The following is a 16312-nucleotide window of genomic DNA, read 5'->3' on the forward strand; positions in this document are numbered from 1 at the left end:
CTCAGCCGCGCGGCAGCGTGGTGATCACGTCGAAGTCGCACCCGGCCGCGGCGGCCAGGTAGACCGGCTGCTCGGCGTGCGCCGAGCGCAGCGCGAGGCTGCCGCGCGGGCCGTCGTACCGGGTGGGGTGGGCGCAGGACAGCAGGTCCTCGACCACCGAGGAGCCCGCGCCGTTGACGAGCGACTCGAGCAGGAGCAGCCCCTCCATGCACGACTCGCCCATCGCGGACGGCGGGCACGCGCCGGGTCCGAACGCGCCGAAGTAGCGGCTGCCGAAGTCCATCGCCGCGTCGGTCACCAGCGAGCCGAAGAAGCCGGAGGCCGCGAAGAGGTTGGCCGTCGCGTCGGGGCCGGAGGCGAGCAGCATGCTCTCGTCCATCAGTGGCGAGAACCGGACCACGCCGGTGGGCAGCCCGGCCGCGGCGAACTGCCGGTTGAAGTGCACGGCGTCCTGGCCGAGCTGGAGCTGGATCACCCCCGTCGCGCCGGAGGCCTCGATCCGGGTGAGCACGTCGTCGTACTGCTCGGTGCCGACGGGACGGTAGGCCTCGCCGCAGATCTCCAGGTCCAGCCGGCGGGCATAGGCCCGGCACGCCTCGGCGGTCCGGCGCGGCCAGACGTACTCGCTGCCGACGATGAACCAGCGGCGCAGCGCGAGCTCGTCACGCATCCAGCGCAGCGCCGGCAGCACCTGCTGGGGCGGCGTCTCGCCGGTGAGCCACAGCCCGTCGGTGTGCTCACCGCCCTCGTAGAGCGCGGTGTAGACATAGGGGACCCGGCGGTCGAGGCGCTGCGCCACCGCCCGCCGTACGTCGGAGCGGTGCCAGCCGACGACCGCCTGGATGCGGTCGGAGGCGACGAGGCCGGCCACCGAGTCCGCCGCCCCGGGCGCCGCGACCGAGGCGTCGATCGCCTCGATCCGGACCTGGCGCCCGAGGATCCCGCCGCGGGCGTTGACGTCGTCGACCGCGAGCCGGGCCGAGGTCAGGCAGGAGGGGCCGAACAGCCCGGCCGGACCGGACTGCGGGTAGAGCAGGCCGACGACGTAGTCGTCCGTCGTGGCTGGCATCGGCACTCCTGGGGGAACGGGACCTTCGCTGCTCGGGACACTAGCGCCGACGTCCAGGACGCGGAACCGGGCGACGGGGTCGGTTAGCGTGGTCCCATGCCCAGGGGACAGGTGACGACGACCGGACCGGACGCGCGCGTCGCGGCGGCTGCCGTCGTCGCGGCCGACGACCTGGTCGTGGCCCGGCTGCTCCCGGTGCTTGACGAGCACGGGATCGGGCTCGACGTCTACCGGGCGCTGCGCAGGCTCTCCGACGCGCCCGACGGCCTCACCGTCGGCGAGTTCGGCCGGCTGATCTCGTCGACGCCGCCTGCGACCACGCGCGTCGTCGACCGCCTGGTCACCGAGGGCCTGGCCTACCGCCGCGCCGACGCCACCGACCGGCGCCGGGTCCTGGTCGTCGCCTCCGACGCGGGGCGCGACCTGTGGCGTGCGCTCGTCGCCGACCTCGACGCCTGAGCCACCTCCGCGAGGGTCGTTGACGGGTCCGTCTGGGCGCTTTATGGTTCCGATCTGCAATAGTTCCAGATCGGTACGATTATCCGGAGGCGCCCGGTGTCCAATGTGGGACTGCTGTTCGTCGGAGCGGTGCTGTTCGTCAACGGCCTCGGGCTGCTCGGGCTCGTCACCGCCCGTGGCGGCGCGCCGCTCAACCTGTTCGTCGGCACGCTCCAGGTGGTGCTGCCGACCATCGCGCTGATCCAGGCGCCCGACCTCGCCACGGCGGCCGCGTGGGCGCCGATCTACCTGTTCGGCTTCACCTACCTCTACGTCGGCATCAACGCACTGGCCGGGCTGGACGGCTCCGGCCTGGGCTGGTTCTCGCTGTTCGTCGCGGTGATGGCGGTGGTCCAGGCGGTGCTCTCGATCGAGGACGACCTCGCGTTCACCGCGATCTGGCTGACCTGGGCCGTCATGTGGCTGCTCTTCTTCCTGGTCCTGGCGCTCGGTCGTGACGAGCTGACCCGCTTCGCCGGGTGGGTGCTCGTCCTCGGGAGCCACCTGACCTGCACGGTCCCGGCCCTGCTCGGCCTCCACGACAACTGGCCCACGTCGACCGGCTTCGGCGTGCTCGCCCTGGTCCTCGCCGTCGTCGTGGTGGGGCTGGCCGGCGTGCTGGGCCGTACGGCGCCCGCGGCCGCGCCCACCCCCACTCCCGCTGCCTGAGAGGAAGTCATGCCGCTCTACGCCTTCCGGTGCCCCGAGGGCACCGAGTTCGACCGGACCTACCCGATGAGCGAGGTCCCCGCGGCCGTGGACTGCCCGGAGTGCGGTGGTGCGGCTCGGCGCCGGATGAGCGCGCCGCGCCTCTCGGTCGCCGGCAGCACGGCGTACCGGCTGATGGACGCCACGGCGGCCACCGCCCACGAGCCCCCGGTCGTCACCTCGCTGCCCGGCAGCGGCGGTGGTGGCGGTGGCGCCCGCATCACCCGCAACCCGCTGCACCAGAAGCTGCCGCGCCCCTGACCGTTCCGTCCCAGCAGTCCCGAGCAGTCCCGAGCAGTCCCGCCACCCCATCACCCGAGGAGCACGCCCCATGCCTGAAGTGATCTTCCCCCTCGACAGCAGCAAGAAGTTCGAGGACCAGCAGAAGCTCGGCCACAACCGGTGGCACCCCGAGATCCCGCCGGTCGCGACCGTCAAGCCCGGCGACTCGTTCCGGGTCGACTGCCGCGAGTGGTTCGACGGCGCGATCGTCAACGACGACTCGGCCGAGGACATCCTCAACGCCCCGCTGCTGACCGTGCACAAGCTCTCCGGCCCGTTCGCGGTCGAGGGCGCCCGTCCCGGCGACCTGCTCGTGGTCGACATCCTCGACGTCGGGCCGATCCCCCAGGAGGACTCCGGTCCGCTCGCCGGCCAGGGCTGGGGCTACACCGGCATCTTCGCCCGCAACAACGGCGGCGGCTTCCTCACCGACCAGTTCCCCGACGCCTACAAGGCGATCTGGGACTTCAACGGCCAGGTCGCGACCAGCCGGCACGTGCCGCACGTCAGCTTCGAGGGCCTGATCCACCCGGGCCTCATGGGCACCGCCCCGTCCGCCGAGCTCCTCGCCACCTGGAACCGCCGCGAGGGCGCCCTCATCGCCACCGACCCGCACCGGGTCCCGCCGCTGGCCCTCCCGCCCGAGGGTGAGCACGCCGTGCTCGGCGGCCTGGCCCGCGACCAGTGGGGCCGGGTCGGCGCCGAGGCCGCGCGTACGGCGCCCGCCCGCGAGAACGGTGGCAACCAGGACATCAAGAACCTGTCCAAGGGCACCCGGATCTTCTACCCGGTCTTCGTCGACGGCGCGAACCTCTCGGTCGGCGACCTGCACTTCTCGCAGGGCGACGGTGAGATCACGTTCTGCGGCGCCATCGAGATGGGCGGCTTCATCGACCTGCGCGTGGACATCATCAAGGGCGGCATGGAGACCTACGGCGTGAGCGAGAACGCCATCTTCATGCCCGGCCGGGTGGACCCGCGCTTCAGCGAGTGGATCGCGTTCTCCGGCACGTCGGTCACCCTGGACGGCGAGCAGCGCTACCTCGACTCGCACCTGTCGTACCAGCGCGCCTGCCTGCACGCGATCGACTACCTCACCAAGTTCGGCTACGCGCCCGAGCAGGCCTACCTGCTGCTCGGTGCCGCGCCGATCGAGGGCCGGCTCTCGGGCGTCGTCGACATCCCGAACTCGTGCTCGACGGTCTACATCCCCACGTCGATCTTCGACTTCGACGTCCGGCCCTCGGCCTCCGGTCCCTTCCAGGTCGACCCCGGCATCGGGGCGCCGCGGGCCGAGAACCGCTAGCGGGGGGCCTCGCCCCGCAGCCGGTCCCAGACCAGGTCCGGGATCCGGTCGAGCAGGGCGTCCATCACCTGGAGCTTGCCGTCCACCTCGGCGGGCGCGTGCGCGCCCGGGCGGATCACCAGCAGCGAGTCGCCGGTGATCCGCCACGACAGGCCCGGGTGGTGGCGCATCACGTCGCGCACGTCCGAGAGCAGCACGTCGGCCGCGAACTCCGGTGCCGGGGAGTGGATCGTGAACGCCGCGTCGAACGCCGGGTCGCCGATGAGGATGTCGCGCCCGGTCAGCGAGTCGGCCCAGCGGCGCAGGGTCGTCGTCGGGCCGACCGCGAGGTCGGGGGCGCGGACGCCGAGGTTGAGCGCGACCACCGAGTAGGTGTGCCGGCTGGAGTCCTCACCGGTCCCGGTCGTGAACGTGTAGTCGAACGCGGTGAACGGGCGGCCGTCGTACTGGCCGATGAGGACGTTGCCCGCGTGCCGGCCGTGACCCCGGCCGAACGGCGCGCCCTGGAACCGGTCGACCAGCGCGGGGTCGACGGGCCGGTACTCCCACTCGCGGTCGTGCGCGAAGGCGGCGAGCCCCTGGCGCCGCTCGGCCGCGCGCTTCGAGCCGACCACGATCGCCACGATGAGCAACGCGAACACCGCGACGAAGACGAGTCCGATGAGTCCGAAGAGCACGAGGGCGACGGCGTCCATGGCGCCATCCTGCCCCGGTGGCGCCCTGGATAACGTGGGCCCCATGCCGGATCTCGTCGTCGGGTTCGACCTCGACATGACCCTCATCGACACCGCGCCCGGGTTCCGGGACGTGCTGCGCGCGCTCGGCGCCGAGCTCGACGTGGAGTTCCCCGTCGAGGAGATGACCCGCCGGCTCGGCCCGCCGCTCGACCTGCTGCTCGAGCCCTACCTGCCGGCGGAGCGGATCCCGGCTGCGGGGGACCGGTTCCGGGCGCTCTACCCGGAGCACGCGATCGCCAGCGTGCCGGTGCTGCCGGGGGCGCACGAGGCCCTGGCCGCCGTACGGCGTCGGGGCGGGCGGATCGTCGTGGTCACCGGCAAGTACGCCCCCAACGCCCGCCTCCACCTCGACCACACCGGTCTCGACGTCGATGTGCTCGAGGGCTGGGTCTGGGGCGTCGGCAAGGCCGACGTGCTGCGCCGCGAGGCCGCGTCGGTCTACGTCGGCGACCACGTCCACGACGTCGAGGGTGCGCTCGCCGCCGGCGTCACCAGCGTCTCGGTGCTGACCGGCGGCTGCACCGCCGACGAGCTCCGCGACGCCGGGACGCACGTCGTCCTCGACGGCCTGGCGGCGTTCCCCGCCTGGCTCGACGAGCACCTCGACGGCGGCCTCGGCGCAGCGGCCGTCAGCGGCCCTTGAACTGAGGGGCGCGCTTCTCCAGGAACGCCCGCGGGCCCTCCTTGGCGTCGTCGGAGGAGAACACCGCGGCGCCGACCTTGGCGTCGTCGGCCCAGCACTCCTCCTCGTGCTTGCCCTCGGAGTCGCGCATCGTCTTGAGGATCGCCTGCACGGCGAGCGGGCCGTTGGCGGCGATCATGTCGGCGAGCTCGTGCGCCTTGGCGAGCGCCTGGCCGTCGGGGACGACGTGCCCGATCAGGCCGAGCTCCTTGGCCTCGGGGGCCTTGAGCGTGCGCCCGGTCAGCAGCAGCTCGGCGGCCACCGTGTAGGGGATCTGGCGGGGGAGCCGCACCGCGGAGCCGCCCATCGGGTACAGCGACCAGCGTGCCTCGGCGACGCCGAACTTGGCGGACTCTCCGGCGACCCGGATGTCAGTGCCCTGGAGGATCTCGGTGCCGCCAGCGATGGCCGGGCCCTCGACCGCGGCGATGAGCGGCTTGGTCAGCCGGAAGCCCTTGAGCAGGCCCTTGATCACGGTCGGGTCGTACTCGCCGGACTCGAAGCTCTCCGACGGCGGCTTCTCGTCGGCGGCCTTGAGGTCCATGCCGGCGCAGAAGTAGCCGCCCGCGCCGGTCAGGATGCAGACCCGGATCTCCGGGTCCTCGTTGACCCGGTCCCAGGCCTCCTCCATGATCCGGAGCATCGGCCCGGACAGCGCGTTGCGGCGCTCGGGACGGTTCATGGTGACAACCAGCTTGTGGCCGTCCTGCTCGACGAGGCAATCGCTCATGTGAACAACGCTAGCGAAAAAGTGAAACGTGTTCTAGTGTCGGCCTCGTGGCCCTGAACATCGCCGACCTCTTCGAACACGCCGTCGACGCCGTCCCGGACAAGCCTGCCGTCCAGGTGGGGGACCGCGTCATCTCCTTCGCCGAGCTGGAGGCGGAGTCCAACAAGCTCGCCCACTACCTGCAGGCGCAGGGGATCGGCACCGGCGACCACATCGGTCTCTACGCCAAGAACAGCATCGAGCACGTCATCGCGCTCATCGCGATCCTCAAGGTGCGCGCGGTCGCGATCAACGTGAACTACCGCTACGTCGCCGGCGAGCTGGAGTACCTCTTCGACAACGCCGACCTGGCCGGCCTCGTCCACGACCGGGTGTACGCCGACCTGGTGGCCGAGGTGGTGCCGAAGGTCGCGCCGATGAAGGCGATCATCGCCGTCCCGAACTCGCTCGAGCCCGACGACGCCAGCGACCTGTCCGCCTTCGGCGGGATCACGCTGGAGGAGGCGGTCGCCGGCCAGTCCGACGCGCGCGACTTCGGCGAGCGCAGCCCCGACGACATCCACATCATCTACACCGGCGGCACCACCGGCTTCCCCAAGGGCGTCATGTGGCGCCACGAGGACTTCTGGCGGGTGCTCGGCGGCGGCATCGACTTCATGACGTCGGAGCCGCTCGAGGAGTACGACCAGTCCAAGAAGGCCCTCCAGGACAGCCTGGTCACGCTGCCGCTCAGCCCGCTCATGCACGGTGGCGCCCAGGCGTCGCTGCTCATGCACCTGTTCGCCGGCCAGGTCACCATCCTGGAGCCGAAGTTCGACCCGGTCCGCACCTGGGAGCTCGTCGACCAGCACGGCGTCCAGATGCTGTTCATGACCGGCGACGCGATGGCGGTGCCGCTCATCGACGCCTACGAGGCCGGCGGGTACGACGGCCAGACGCTCTTCGCGATCGCCTCCAGCGCCGCGATCTTCTCCAAGTCCGTCAAGGAGCGCTGGATGAAGGCGTTCCCGAACGCCGTCTTCACCGACTCCGTCGGCTCCTCCGAGACCGGCTTCCAGGGCACCGGCCTGCAGGACGCCAGCGCGCTCTCGACCGACGGCCCGGTCATCTCGCTGCCGCCCACCACGGTGATCCTCGGCGACGACGACCGCCCGCTCGACCCGGCCACCGACGTCGGCAAGATCGGCCGCACCGCCCGCTCGGGCAACGTGCCGGTCGGCTACTACAAGGACCCCGAGAAGTCGGCCAAGACCTTCGTCGAGATCGACGGCGTCCGCTACTCGATCCCCGGCGACAACGCCCGGATCGAGGAGGGCAACCGGATCACGCTGCTCGGCCGTGGCTCCAACTGCATCAACACCGGCGGCGAGAAGGTCTACCCCGAGGAGGTCGAGCAGGCGATCAAGGCCCACCCCGGCGTCTACGACGTCCTCGTGGTCGGCCTGCCCGACGAGAAGTACGGCCAGACCGTGGCCGCCGTCGTCGAGCCCCGCCCCGACGCCACCGTCGAGCTCGACGAGCTGCGGACCTTCCTGCGCGCCCACCTGTCCGGCTACAAGCTGCCGCGCGCGCTGACGATCGTCCCCGAGATCCCGCGCAACGCCACCGGCAAGGCGCAGTACCCCCGGGCCAAGGAGCTCGCGCTCGCGTCCCGCACCGACGACAGCACCGACGACCGCACCGACTCCGTGGAGGCGAACGCCTGATGCACACCGCGCTCTGCGATGCCTTCGGCATCGAGTACCCGATCTTCGCCTTCACGCCCTCCGAGCACGTCGCGGCCGCGGTCTCGCGGGCCGGCGGCCTCGGCGTCCTGGGCTGCGTCCGGTTCAACGACACCGACGAGCTCGACCGGGTGCTGACCTGGATGGACGAGAACACCGACGGCAAGCCCTACGGCGTCGACGTCGTGATGCCGATGAAGATCCCCACCGAGGGGACGTCGGCCGACCTGTCGACGTACATCCCGGAGGAGCACCGCAAGTTCGTCGACGAGACCCTCCTCAAGCTCGGCGTCCCGCCGCTGCCCGAGGGCGAGGGCCGCGAGGGCGTCCTCGGCTGGCTGCACTCGGTGGCCCGCTCGCACGTCGACGTCGCCCTCCAGCACCGCCCCGTCCTCATCGCCAACGCGCTCGGCTCGCCGCCGGTCGACGTCATCGAGCAGTGCCACGAGGCCGGCCTCAAGGTCGCCGCGCTCGCCGGCGCCCCCAAGCACGCGCTGAGCCACGTCGCCAACGGCGTCGACATCATCATCGCCCAGGGCTACGAGGCCGGCGGCCACACCGGCGAGATCGCCAGCATGGTGCTCACCCCGGACATCGTCGACGCCGTCGGGCCCGACGTACCGGTGCTCGGTGCGGGGGGCATCGGCTCGGGCCGCCAGATCGCCGCCTCGCTCGCGCTCGGCGCCCAGGGCGTGTGGACCGGCTCGATCTGGCTCGGCACCGAGGAGTACCGGAACCTGGCCGGCAACAAGGGCTGGGAGACCGCCTTCCTGCGCGCCACCTCGTCCGACACCGTCCGCACCCGGATCTACACCGGCAAGCCCGCCCGCCTGCTCAAGACCAAGTGGACCGAGGCCTGGAGCGAGGACGGCGCCCCGGCCCCGCTCCCGATGCCCCTGCAGAACCTCCTCGTCGCCGACGCCCACAACCGGATCAACTCCTCCGGCGACCCGGACGTCATCTCGATGCCGATCGGCCAGATCGTCGGGCGGATGAACGAGGTCCGGCCGGTCGCCGAGGTGGTCGCCGACCTGGTGGCCGAGTTCGAGGCGACGACCAAGAAGCTGGGTGGCATCGCGGGGATCTGAGCGCGCTCGGGCGGCCGAGCACCCCCACGTCCTAGGCTGACGTCATGACGCGCAACGTCCTGATCGCCGGTGCCGGTCCCGGGGTGAGCGGCTCCCTCGCCCGCCTGTACGCCGCCGAGGGCGGCCGGGTGGCCCTGCTCGGTGCCGACGAGCAGGTGCTCGCCGACCTGCGCGCCGATGTCGAGGCGGCCGGCGCCGAGGCGCTGACCGCGGTGGTCGACCTCACCGACGACGCGGCGACGCGTGCTGCGGTGACCCGGCTGGCCGAGCAGGTGGGGCACCTGGACGTCGTCCACTTCAACCCGTCGGCCTACCGCGAGAAGGACCCGCTCAGCCTCACCCCCGACGAGCTCCTGGACGACGTCCGTCTCGGGGTCGGCGCCCTGCTCACCGTCGTCCAGGCGGCGCGGCCCTTCATGGGCCCCGGTGGCCGGGTGAGCGCGACCGGCAGCATGGCCGCGGACACCCCGTGGCACGGGGCGGCGTCGCTGGGGGTGCAGAAGGCGGGGCTGCAGAACCTCGTCCGCAGTCTCGACCGGACGCTCGCCGGCGACGGCATCCGCGCCGTGTCGGTGACGGTGCGCGGGCTGCTGGCCAAGGAGGGGCCGTTCGCGCCGGACAACGTGGCGGCGGCGCTGCGGGCGGCGATCGACCAGGACGAGGACTCGTGGCAGGCCGAGGTGCCCTACTCCGGCTGAGGTCGCTGCGGGTCGAGCGACTCGGCGCTCAGAACGCGGAGACGTTCGCCGGCGCGCGCTGCGGCCGGCTCAGCGTCCGTACGACGGCCGCCTGGCCGTGCCGGCGAAGGGCGATGGCGCCGAGGAGGCCGAGGACGTCGGTGACGAGGTCCTCGGGGAACTCGGGCGTGGCGAGGCCGACGCTGCTGGCGAGGTCGTCGGCGTGGACCACGATCTCCATCGCCCGGGTCACCAGGAAGTCGCCGGTCGTGAGCGACCATCCCTGCCAGGGGATCCGGACCTGGTCCGGGATCCGGGTGTGGTGCTCGTGCAGGACGGCGGGGAGCCGCTCGAGCGCGGCGGCACCATGCGCGACGACGTCGTCAGGACCGGCCGCGGCCGCGGCATCGGCGCCCTCGCGCACGGACACGTTCGCCTCGTCGTCGGGACCTGCCTCGACCCAGGCCGCGCGGGCGTAGTGCTCCAGCAGCGGGATCGGCGGCTCTGCGACCGGCTCCAGCGAGAGCAGGCGCACGGTGTGACCGGCCTGCTGGACGAGGTGGTGGGCGAGGCCGCCGACGGTCATGCCGGCGCACGAGCTCTCTAGCGACCAGGCGTCCTTGACCTCCGTGGTGCGCGCGAGGTCCAGGGCGATCCGGGCGGCGTCGACGAAGGAGGCGTGGTCCATGCCAGCAGGCTAGCCATGGTCTCGTGCCGGGCCGTCGATGGTCGACGCGACCACCGCGACCGTGCCAGGGTGGCCCGACGCGGAATCGACATGGGGGTCGGATGATGGCGGACCGGACGACCGGACGACGGCTGGTGCCGGCGTTCGCGGTGGCAGCGGTACTGGTGATCAGCGCGGTGCTCACCGCAGGAACCTCGCAGGCGGACCTGCCGCTCGCGGGGGTGCCGCGCGCGACGTGCGCGCCGGGTGACCTGCCCGAGACGTCGATCCAGGGCCGGGTGCCGGCCGCGGACTACCGCTCGGGCCGGGCGGCGCAGGGCTACCGGTGCAACACCACGGAGGTGGGTCACCACGGCCGGCGCTCGTTCCTGGGGTCGGGCGGCTTCAAGGTCCAGCGCTACACCGACGTCACCGGCCGGACCTGCGCCTACTACGACTCGGCCCTGATGGTCGGGCTGAACGTGCCCGGCCTGCTCACCGGTCGCGCCGGCCTCGGCGTCGTCGTGCTCGACATGACGGACCCGGCCAAGCCGGTCAAGACGGCCAACCTGATCACGCCCGCGATGCTCCAGCCGCACGAGTCGCTCCTGGTCAACCAGGGGCGGGGGCTGCTCGCGGCGGTGATGGGCACGCTGGGCACCGCGCCCGGTGTCCTCGACGTCTACGACGTCAGCCGGGACTGCCGCCGGCCGCGCCTGATGTCGACGACCCTGTCCGGGGTGATGGGGCACGAGAGCGGGTTCGCTCCCGACGGCAAGACGTTCTGGACCGCGGGGGCCGCGGGGTTCACGCTCACCGCGGTCGACCTGACCGAGCCGCGCCGCCCGCGGATCGTCCACACCAAGACGGGCGTCGTCTACCACGGGCTCCGGCTCTCCGACGACGGTCGCACCATGTACGTCGCCAACATCGGCAGCCCGAGCGGGCGCAACGCCTCGATCATCGACGGCGCCGGGCTCGACATCCTCGACGTGTCGGACGTCCAGGACCGGCGGCCCCGGCCGCAGATCCGCACCCTCTCGCGGCTCACCTGGGACGAGGGATCGATCCCGCAGGTCGCCGAGCCGTTCACCCGCGACGGGCGCCAGTACGTCTTCGAGGTCGACGAGTTCAGCGACCTGTTCGGTGACCTGCGCCGGATCAACTCGCCCCGCAGCCCCGTCGGCGCGGCGCGGATCATCGACGTGACCGACCCGCGGGCGCCGTACGTCGTCTCTAATGTGCGGCTCGAGGTCCACGACCCGGCCGTCCGGAGCAAGATCATGGACGATCCTGGCGGTCGCACGATCGTGCGCAGCTACACCGGCCACTACTGCTCCCTGCCGACCCGCGCCGAGCCGCGCATCGCGGCCTGCTCGATGATCGGCTCCGGTCTGCGGCTGTTCGACATCTCCGACCTCGCCCGGCCCCGCGAGGTCGGCTACTTCAACCGGCCCGGTCCCGACGGCGGCGCCGCGATGTCGCAGCCCGCGTGGGACGTCGCCCGCCGCCAGGTCTGGTACACCGACACCGACGAGGGCTTCTTCACCGTCGGCCTGCGCGGTCCGGCGGCGGCCCTGCTGGACGAGCGCTGAGGAGCGACGTGGACCTGCGGATCACCTCCGAGCAGCACCTCGACGAGGGTCTCCTGGAGCGCCGGTTCACCCTGGGCGACGTGCCCGGGATCCTGTGGACCCCGGCCGGGCCGGGTCCGCTCGTGCTCCTGGGGCACCCGGGCGGCGTCGAGGCGATGTACCCGCGCCTGCTGGGCCGGGCCCAGGCACTCTCCCGGATCGGCGCCGCCGCGGCGACGCTGGAGCTCCCCGGCAGCGGTGAGCGGCCCCGGCTGCCGGTCGTGGACGGCGCCCGTGCCGACCTCCGCACCGCCCTCGCCGCGGGCGAGCCCGTTCCCGCCGACGTCATCGACCGGCTGATCCTGCCGCTCGTCGACCAGGCGGTCCCCGAGCTGCGCGCGGCCATCGACGCGCTCCTCGCGCTGCCCGGGATCACCGGACCGGTCGCCTGCGCCGGTGGCGTGATCTCGATCGGCGTGCGCCTCGCCCGGGTCGAGCCGCGCCTGGCCGCCGCGGGACTCTTCGCCGGCAGCTTCGTGCCTGCGGCGATCCTGGACGAGGCCCGCGAGGTGACGATCCCGCTGCACGTCCTGCTCCAGTGGGACGACCAGGGCAACGACCGGCAGGCGGCACTCGACCTGTTCGACGCCTTCGGCTCCTCGGAGAAGACGCTGCTGGCCAACCTGGGCGGGCACACCGGCGTCCCTGCGCACGCCGGCGAGGACGCGACGCGCTTCTTCGCGCGTCACCTCGGCCTCGCCCGCTAGGGCGAGTCCTAGGCGTACGACGTCCCGCGCTCCTCGCGCACCCACACCCCGTCGCCCGCCATCGGTACGCCGTCGGCCGCCAGTGTCCGCTTGAGCACCTTGTTGGTCGCGGTCCGGGGGAGCGCGTCGACGACCCGCACGTAGCGCGGCCACGCCTTGCCCGACAGGTCGGCCTGCGCGGCCAGGAACTCCTCGAAGGCGCCCGGTGCCAGCGCGGAGCGCAGGATCAGCGCGCACGCGACCTGGTCGCCCACCTTGGCGTCCGGTACGGCGTAGACCGCCGCCTCGCCGATCGCCGGGTGGCGCAGCAGGATCCGCTCGATCGGTGCGGCGGCGAGGTTCTCGCCGTCCACCCGCAGCCACTCGCCGGAGCGGCCGGCGAAGTAGATCCAGCCGTCGGCGTCGCGGTAGGCGAGGTCGCCGGACCAGTACATGCCGCCGCGCATCCGCTCGGCCTCGGCCGCGGCGTCGTTGTAGTAGCCGGCGAAGGCGCCCGAGCCGGTCGTGTTGACCAGCTCGCCGATCGCCTCGTCGGCGTTGACGAGACGTCCCGCATCGTCGAAGCGGGCGTCGGGGACGACCTCGCTGGTCTCGGGGGAGAGGACCGCGACACCGGGCAGCGGCATGCCGAGCGCGCCGGACGGCATCCCGGCGCGGCGCTGGACGATGACGGCGTTCTCGGTCGAGGAGTAGGAGTCGATCACCTCGCAGCCGAAGCGGGCCGCGAAGGCGGCGATGTCCGCCTCGTTGGCCTCGTTGCCGAACACCAGGCGCAACGGGTTGGCGGCGTCGTCGGGGAGCGCGGGTGTGGCCAGGACGTAGGTCAGCGGCTTGCCGACGTAGTTCGCGTACGTCGCCCCGAAGTCGCGCACGTCGGGCAGGAAGCCCCGTGCCGAGAACCCGGCGACCGCGAAGGCCGCGCCGGTGGTCAGCGCCGGCGCCCAGCCCGCCATGACCGCGTTGGAGTGGAACATCGGCATCGACACGTAGTGCACGTCGTCGGCGCTGAGCCCGAGGCGTCCGACGAGGTGGGTGCCGGGCCCGGTGATCTTGTCGTGGGTGACCCGCACGGCCTTGGGCGACCCGCTCGTGCCGCTGGTGAAGATCAGCATGAAGAGCGACGCGGCCGTCGGTGCCGCGTCCGGGAGGGGCACCTCGGCCGGGTCGGCCAGGGCGGCGAGCGCGGGCTCGTCCGCGTCCACGACGACCTGGCAGTCGGCGAGTGCCACGTCGGCGTCGAGCGCGGCTCCGCGCCGGGTCGTGTTGAGGCCCACCAGCACGTGCCCGCCGAGACCCGCCGCGGCCAGGTGCAGCGCGAAGGCGGGTCCGTTGGGCAGCAGGACGCCGACGTGCGGCGGCAGCGCGGGGTCCAGGCGCCGCTCGAGCGCGGCCGCGAGGCGGGCCGCCGTGGCGACGTACTGGCGCCAGGAGAGCTCGCGGACCGAACCTGCTTCCCGCCAGCGCAGCGCCGGACGATCGTCGTCAGCGCGGGCGAGAAGCAGGTCCCGGACGGTCATGCGAAGGAGCGGCCGATCGCCAGCGCCTGCTCGGTCGCGCCCCCGAAGAGGAACTCGAACCGCTTGCCGCTGGTGAAGTAGCGGTGCGCCTCGCCGTCGAGGTCGATGCCGACGCCGCCGTGGACGTGCACGGTGGTGTGGGCGATGCGGTGCCCGGCGTCCGCGGCCCAGAGCTTGGCGGTCGCGACCTCGGTCGCGGCCGGCAGGCCCTCCTGGAGCCGCCAGATCGCCTGCCACAGCGTCAGTCGCTGGCCCAGGACGTCGATGAAGCCGTCGGCCAGGCGCTGCGAGACCGCCTGGAAGGTGCCGATCGGGCGGCCGAACTGCTCGCGGGTCTTGGCGTACTCCGCGGTCAGGCGCAGCGCGCCCTCGGTCACGCCGAGCTGCTCCGCCGCGGCGAGCGCGACGAGCAGCTGGCCCAGCCGCTCGGCCGTGTCGGCGCCGCCGACGAGGGTGGCGGGCGCGCCCGACAGCGTGACGAGCGCGGCGGTGTCGCCGTCGCTGGTCTTCTGCGCGGCCCGCTCGACGCCGGCCCCACCGGCCTCGACCAGGTAGACGCCCACGCCCGACGGTCCGGTCGCGGTGACCAGGAAGGCGTCGGCCGCCATCCCGGCCCGGACCAGGGTCTTGGTGCCGGTCAGGGCGCCCTCGGCGTCCGCGGTCACCGTCGGCGCGGCGGGCAGGTGGGCCCGCTCCTCGGCGACGGCAGCCGTGTAGAGCCGGTCACCGGGCGCGACGCCGGCGCCGGAGAGCAGGGCCGTGCAGGCGCCGTGGACCGCGAGCGGCACCGGGGCGACGCGCTGGCCGGCCTCGACGAGCACGCGGGCGAGCTCGATCAGGCCGAGGCCGGCGCCGCCGTGCTCCTCGGGGAGGTGCAGGGTCAGCAGGCCCGCGTCGTCCAGGTCCTTCCACAGGGCGCGGTCGAAGCGGTCGCCGCCGGCCTCGACCTGCTTGAGGCGCTCGTTGGCGGTCTGGTCGCCGATGATCCGGGCCGCCAGCTCGGCGGCCTCGTCCTGCTCGGGGGTGAAGAGGAAGTCCATGTCGGGGTCCCTATCGCTTCGCGGCCGGGAGGCCGAGGCCGATGTAGCCGATGATGTCGCGCTGGATCTCGTTGGTGCCGCCGCCGAAGGTCATCACCAGCGACGAGCGGTGGAACCGCTCCAGGCGCCCGGCGAGCACGGCACCGGGGGAGTCGACGGTCACGCCGGCGTGGGGGCCGACGACCTCCATCAGCGAGCGGTAGACCTCGGTGGCCAGCTCGGAGCCGTAGATCTTGGTCGCCGACGCCTCGGCGGGCGACAGCGCGACGCCGTGGTCGGCGTCCGCGGCGAGCTTCCAGTTGACCAGCGTGAGCGCCTCGATCCGGGCGTGCGCGCGGCCGAGCGCGATCTGCACCCACTCGGTGTCGATGACACGCGTGCCGTCGGGGTTGCGGGTCTCGGCGGCCCAGTCCTTGACCAGCGTGAGCGAGTGCTGGAGGGGAGCGGCCGAGGTGAGGGCGACGCGCTCGTGGTTGAGCTGGTTGGTCATCAGCGCCCAGCCGCCGCCGCGCTCGCTGATCAGGTTGGACGCCGGCACCCGCACGTCCGAGTAGTACGTCGCCGACGTGCCCACGCCCGCGACGGTGTGCACGGGCGTGTAGGTCACGCCGGGCGCGTCGGCCGGGACGAGGATCATCGACAGGCCCTTGTGGCGCGGGGCGTCGGGCTCGGTGCGGCACGCCATCCAGAGCCAGTCGGCGTACTGGATGAGGGAGGTCCACATCTTCTGGCCGTTGATGACCCACTCGTCGCCCTCGAGCGTCGCCTTGGTCTGCAGCGACGCCAGGTCGGTGCCCGAGCCGGGCTCGGAGTAGCCGATCGAGAAGTGCAGCTCGCCGGCGAGGATCTTCGGGAGGAAGAACTCCTTCTGCTCGTCGCTGCCGAAGCGCATGATCGTCGGGCCGACCGTGTTGAGGGTCAGGTACGGGATCGGGACGCCGGCGATGGCGGCGACGTCGGTGAAGATCAGCTGCTCCACCATGGAGCGCGCCTGGCCGCCGTACTCCTTGGGCCAGCCGATCCCGAGCCAGCCGTCCTTGCCGATCTGGCGGATGACGTCCTTGTAGACGCCGGCCTCGCCGAACTCGCCGGTGGCCGACGCCAGACCGGCGCGGATCTCGGGAGTGACGAGCTGGGCGAAGTACTCGCGGAGCTCCTCGCGCAGGGCTACCTGCTGCGGCTCCAGGTCGATGTGCATCGGGTCTCCTGTGACGGGTGCTCGGGACGGCCGGTTGTTGTCAGCCTA

Annotated in this window: 17 protein-coding genes; 10 read left to right on the forward strand and 7 right to left on the reverse strand. The window is 72.7% G+C overall.

Translation table 11 applies throughout. The annotated features are described in order from the left end of the window. Nucleotide 1: 1 nt before the first annotated feature. Nucleotides 2-1069: a substrate-binding domain-containing protein gene (locus tag CCO04_RS19320; RefSeq protein WP_215815794.1), complete on the reverse strand. Its 1068-nt coding sequence runs from the start codon at nucleotides 1067-1069 to the stop codon at nucleotides 2-4. Between the two features lie 96 nt (nucleotides 1070-1165). Between CCO04_RS19320 and CCO04_RS19325 the strand changes: the two genes are divergently transcribed. From CCO04_RS19325 to fmdA, 4 genes are all read left to right on the forward strand, one after another. Continuing rightward, nucleotides 1166-1528: a MarR family transcriptional regulator gene (locus CCO04_RS19325; protein ID WP_215815795.1), complete on the forward strand. Its 363-nt coding sequence runs from the start codon at nucleotides 1166-1168 to the stop codon at nucleotides 1526-1528. 96 nt (nucleotides 1529-1624) lie between these two features. Continuing rightward, nucleotides 1625-2236, forward strand: coding sequence for an AmiS/UreI family transporter (locus tag CCO04_RS19330; RefSeq protein WP_215815796.1), 612 nt, complete (start codon nucleotides 1625-1627; stop codon nucleotides 2234-2236). 9 nt (nucleotides 2237-2245) lie between these two features. Continuing rightward, nucleotides 2246-2536 carry an FmdB family zinc ribbon protein gene (locus tag CCO04_RS19335; protein ID WP_215815797.1) on the forward strand — a complete coding sequence of 97 codons (291 nt, stop codon included), beginning with the start codon at nucleotides 2246-2248 and terminating at the stop codon, nucleotides 2534-2536. Nucleotides 2537-2606: 70 nt separating this feature from the next. Next, complete coding sequence (gene fmdA / locus CCO04_RS19340) at nucleotides 2607-3863, forward strand: formamidase (RefSeq protein ID WP_215815798.1); 1257 nt, start codon at nucleotides 2607-2609, stop codon at nucleotides 3861-3863. On the opposite strand, the gene CCO04_RS19345 is transcribed toward fmdA, so the two are convergent. Next, nucleotides 3860-4558: a hypothetical protein gene (locus CCO04_RS19345; RefSeq protein ID WP_215815799.1), complete on the reverse strand. Its 699-nt coding sequence runs from the start codon at nucleotides 4556-4558 to the stop codon at nucleotides 3860-3862. The two genes, fmdA and CCO04_RS19345, sit on opposite strands and share 4 nt — an antisense overlap. 43 nt (nucleotides 4559-4601) lie before the next feature. On the opposite strand from CCO04_RS19345, the gene CCO04_RS19350 reads away from it, so the two are divergent. After that, nucleotides 4602-5243 carry an HAD family hydrolase gene (locus CCO04_RS19350; RefSeq protein WP_252373563.1) on the forward strand — a complete coding sequence of 214 codons (642 nt, stop codon included), beginning with the start codon at nucleotides 4602-4604 and terminating at the stop codon, nucleotides 5241-5243. On the opposite strand, the gene CCO04_RS19355 is transcribed toward CCO04_RS19350, so the two are convergent. Beyond that, nucleotides 5230-6012 carry a crotonase/enoyl-CoA hydratase family protein gene (locus CCO04_RS19355; RefSeq protein ID WP_215815801.1) on the reverse strand — a complete coding sequence of 261 codons (783 nt, stop codon included), beginning with the start codon at nucleotides 6010-6012 and terminating at the stop codon, nucleotides 5230-5232. The genes CCO04_RS19350 and CCO04_RS19355 overlap by 14 nt on opposite strands. Nucleotides 6013-6059: 47 nt before the next feature. Between CCO04_RS19355 and CCO04_RS19360 the strand changes: the two genes are divergently transcribed. The 3 genes from CCO04_RS19360 to CCO04_RS19370 are packed head-to-tail and all read left to right on the forward strand — an operon-like array spanning nucleotide 6060 to nucleotide 9522. After that, nucleotides 6060-7718 (forward strand): acyl-CoA synthetase, encoded by a 1659-nt coding sequence (locus CCO04_RS19360; protein ID WP_215815802.1) that lies wholly within the window; start codon nucleotides 6060-6062, stop codon nucleotides 7716-7718. After that, a complete protein-coding gene (locus CCO04_RS19365) occupies nucleotides 7718-8824 on the forward strand; it encodes a nitronate monooxygenase family protein (RefSeq protein ID WP_215815803.1) in 1107 nt (368 codons plus the stop codon). Before CCO04_RS19360 ends, CCO04_RS19365 begins: the two co-directional genes overlap by 1 nt. A 44-nt stretch (nucleotides 8825-8868) precedes the next feature. After that, nucleotides 8869-9522 carry an SDR family oxidoreductase gene (locus CCO04_RS19370; protein WP_215815804.1) on the forward strand — a complete coding sequence of 218 codons (654 nt, stop codon included), beginning with the start codon at nucleotides 8869-8871 and terminating at the stop codon, nucleotides 9520-9522. Nucleotides 9523-9550: 28 nt separating this feature from the next. Here the strand turns inward: CCO04_RS19370 and CCO04_RS19375 are convergent, their stop codons facing one another. Next, nucleotides 9551-10189 (reverse strand): maleylpyruvate isomerase N-terminal domain-containing protein, encoded by a 639-nt coding sequence (locus CCO04_RS19375; protein ID WP_215815805.1) that lies wholly within the window; start codon nucleotides 10187-10189, stop codon nucleotides 9551-9553. Nucleotides 10190-10293: 104 nt separating this feature from the next. Here CCO04_RS19375 and CCO04_RS19380 point away from each other — a divergent pair, with 104 nt between their 5' ends. Both CCO04_RS19380 and CCO04_RS19385 read left to right on the forward strand, forming a co-directional pair. After that, entirely contained in the window at nucleotides 10294-11763 is a 1470-nt protein-coding gene (locus CCO04_RS19380) for an LVIVD repeat-containing protein (RefSeq protein ID WP_215815806.1), read from the forward strand. An 8-nt stretch (nucleotides 11764-11771) separates the two neighbouring features. Next, a complete protein-coding gene (locus tag CCO04_RS19385; protein ID WP_215815807.1) occupies nucleotides 11772-12509 on the forward strand; it encodes an alpha/beta hydrolase in 738 nt (245 codons plus the stop codon). A gap of 8 nt (nucleotides 12510-12517) precedes the next feature. Here CCO04_RS19385 and CCO04_RS19390 read toward each other — a convergent pair whose 3' ends face one another. From CCO04_RS19390 to CCO04_RS19400, 3 genes are read right to left on the reverse strand one after another with little or no spacing between them, the layout of a single operon-like run. After that, nucleotides 12518-14026 carry an AMP-binding protein gene (locus tag CCO04_RS19390; RefSeq protein WP_215815808.1) on the reverse strand — a complete coding sequence of 503 codons (1509 nt, stop codon included), beginning with the start codon at nucleotides 14024-14026 and terminating at the stop codon, nucleotides 12518-12520. Beyond that, on the reverse strand, nucleotides 14023-15066 hold the full coding sequence (locus tag CCO04_RS19395) for an acyl-CoA dehydrogenase family protein (RefSeq protein WP_215815809.1): 1044 nt from the start codon (nucleotides 15064-15066) through the stop codon (nucleotides 14023-14025). Before CCO04_RS19395 ends, CCO04_RS19390 begins: the two co-directional genes overlap by 4 nt. A 10-nt stretch (nucleotides 15067-15076) precedes the next feature. After that, a complete protein-coding gene (locus CCO04_RS19400) occupies nucleotides 15077-16264 on the reverse strand; it encodes an acyl-CoA dehydrogenase family protein (RefSeq protein ID WP_215815810.1) in 1188 nt (395 codons plus the stop codon). Between the last annotated feature and the right edge of the window lie 48 nt (nucleotides 16265-16312).

The organism is Pimelobacter sp. 30-1 (assembly GCF_018831735.1).
Classification (GTDB): Bacteria; Actinomycetota; Actinomycetes; order Propionibacteriales; family Nocardioidaceae; genus Nocardioides.

Bases quoted from the DNA above. Each gene is read 5' to 3' on its own strand.
- CCO04_RS19335 (WP_215815797.1), top strand. From the start codon at position 2,246: ATGCCGCTCTACGCCTTCCGGTGCCCCGAGGGCACCGAGTTCGACCGG.
- CCO04_RS19390 (WP_215815808.1), bottom strand. From the start codon at position 14,026: ATGACCGTCCGGGACCTGCTTCTCGCCCGCGCTGACGACGATCGTCCG.
- CCO04_RS19320 (WP_215815794.1), bottom strand. From the start codon at position 1,069: ATGCCAGCCACGACGGACGACTACGTCGTCGGCCTGCTCTACCCGCAG.
- CCO04_RS19400 (WP_215815810.1), bottom strand. From the start codon at position 16,264: ATGCACATCGACCTGGAGCCGCAGCAGGTAGCCCTGCGCGAGGAGCTC.
- CCO04_RS19380 (WP_215815806.1), top strand. From the start codon at position 10,294: ATGGCGGACCGGACGACCGGACGACGGCTGGTGCCGGCGTTCGCGGTG.
- CCO04_RS19345 (WP_215815799.1), bottom strand. From the start codon at position 4,558: ATGGACGCCGTCGCCCTCGTGCTCTTCGGACTCATCGGACTCGTCTTC.
- CCO04_RS19350 (WP_252373563.1), top strand. From the start codon at position 4,602: ATGCCGGATCTCGTCGTCGGGTTCGACCTCGACATGACCCTCATCGAC.
- CCO04_RS19355 (WP_215815801.1), bottom strand. From the start codon at position 6,012: ATGAGCGATTGCCTCGTCGAGCAGGACGGCCACAAGCTGGTTGTCACC.
- CCO04_RS19370 (WP_215815804.1), top strand. From the start codon at position 8,869: ATGACGCGCAACGTCCTGATCGCCGGTGCCGGTCCCGGGGTGAGCGGC.
- CCO04_RS19375 (WP_215815805.1), bottom strand. From the start codon at position 10,189: ATGGACCACGCCTCCTTCGTCGACGCCGCCCGGATCGCCCTGGACCTC.
- CCO04_RS19325 (WP_215815795.1), top strand. From the start codon at position 1,166: ATGCCCAGGGGACAGGTGACGACGACCGGACCGGACGCGCGCGTCGCG.
- CCO04_RS19395 (WP_215815809.1), bottom strand. From the start codon at position 15,066: ATGGACTTCCTCTTCACCCCCGAGCAGGACGAGGCCGCCGAGCTGGCG.
- fmdA (WP_215815798.1), top strand. From the start codon at position 2,607: ATGCCTGAAGTGATCTTCCCCCTCGACAGCAGCAAGAAGTTCGAGGAC.
- CCO04_RS19365 (WP_215815803.1), top strand. From the start codon at position 7,718: ATGCACACCGCGCTCTGCGATGCCTTCGGCATCGAGTACCCGATCTTC.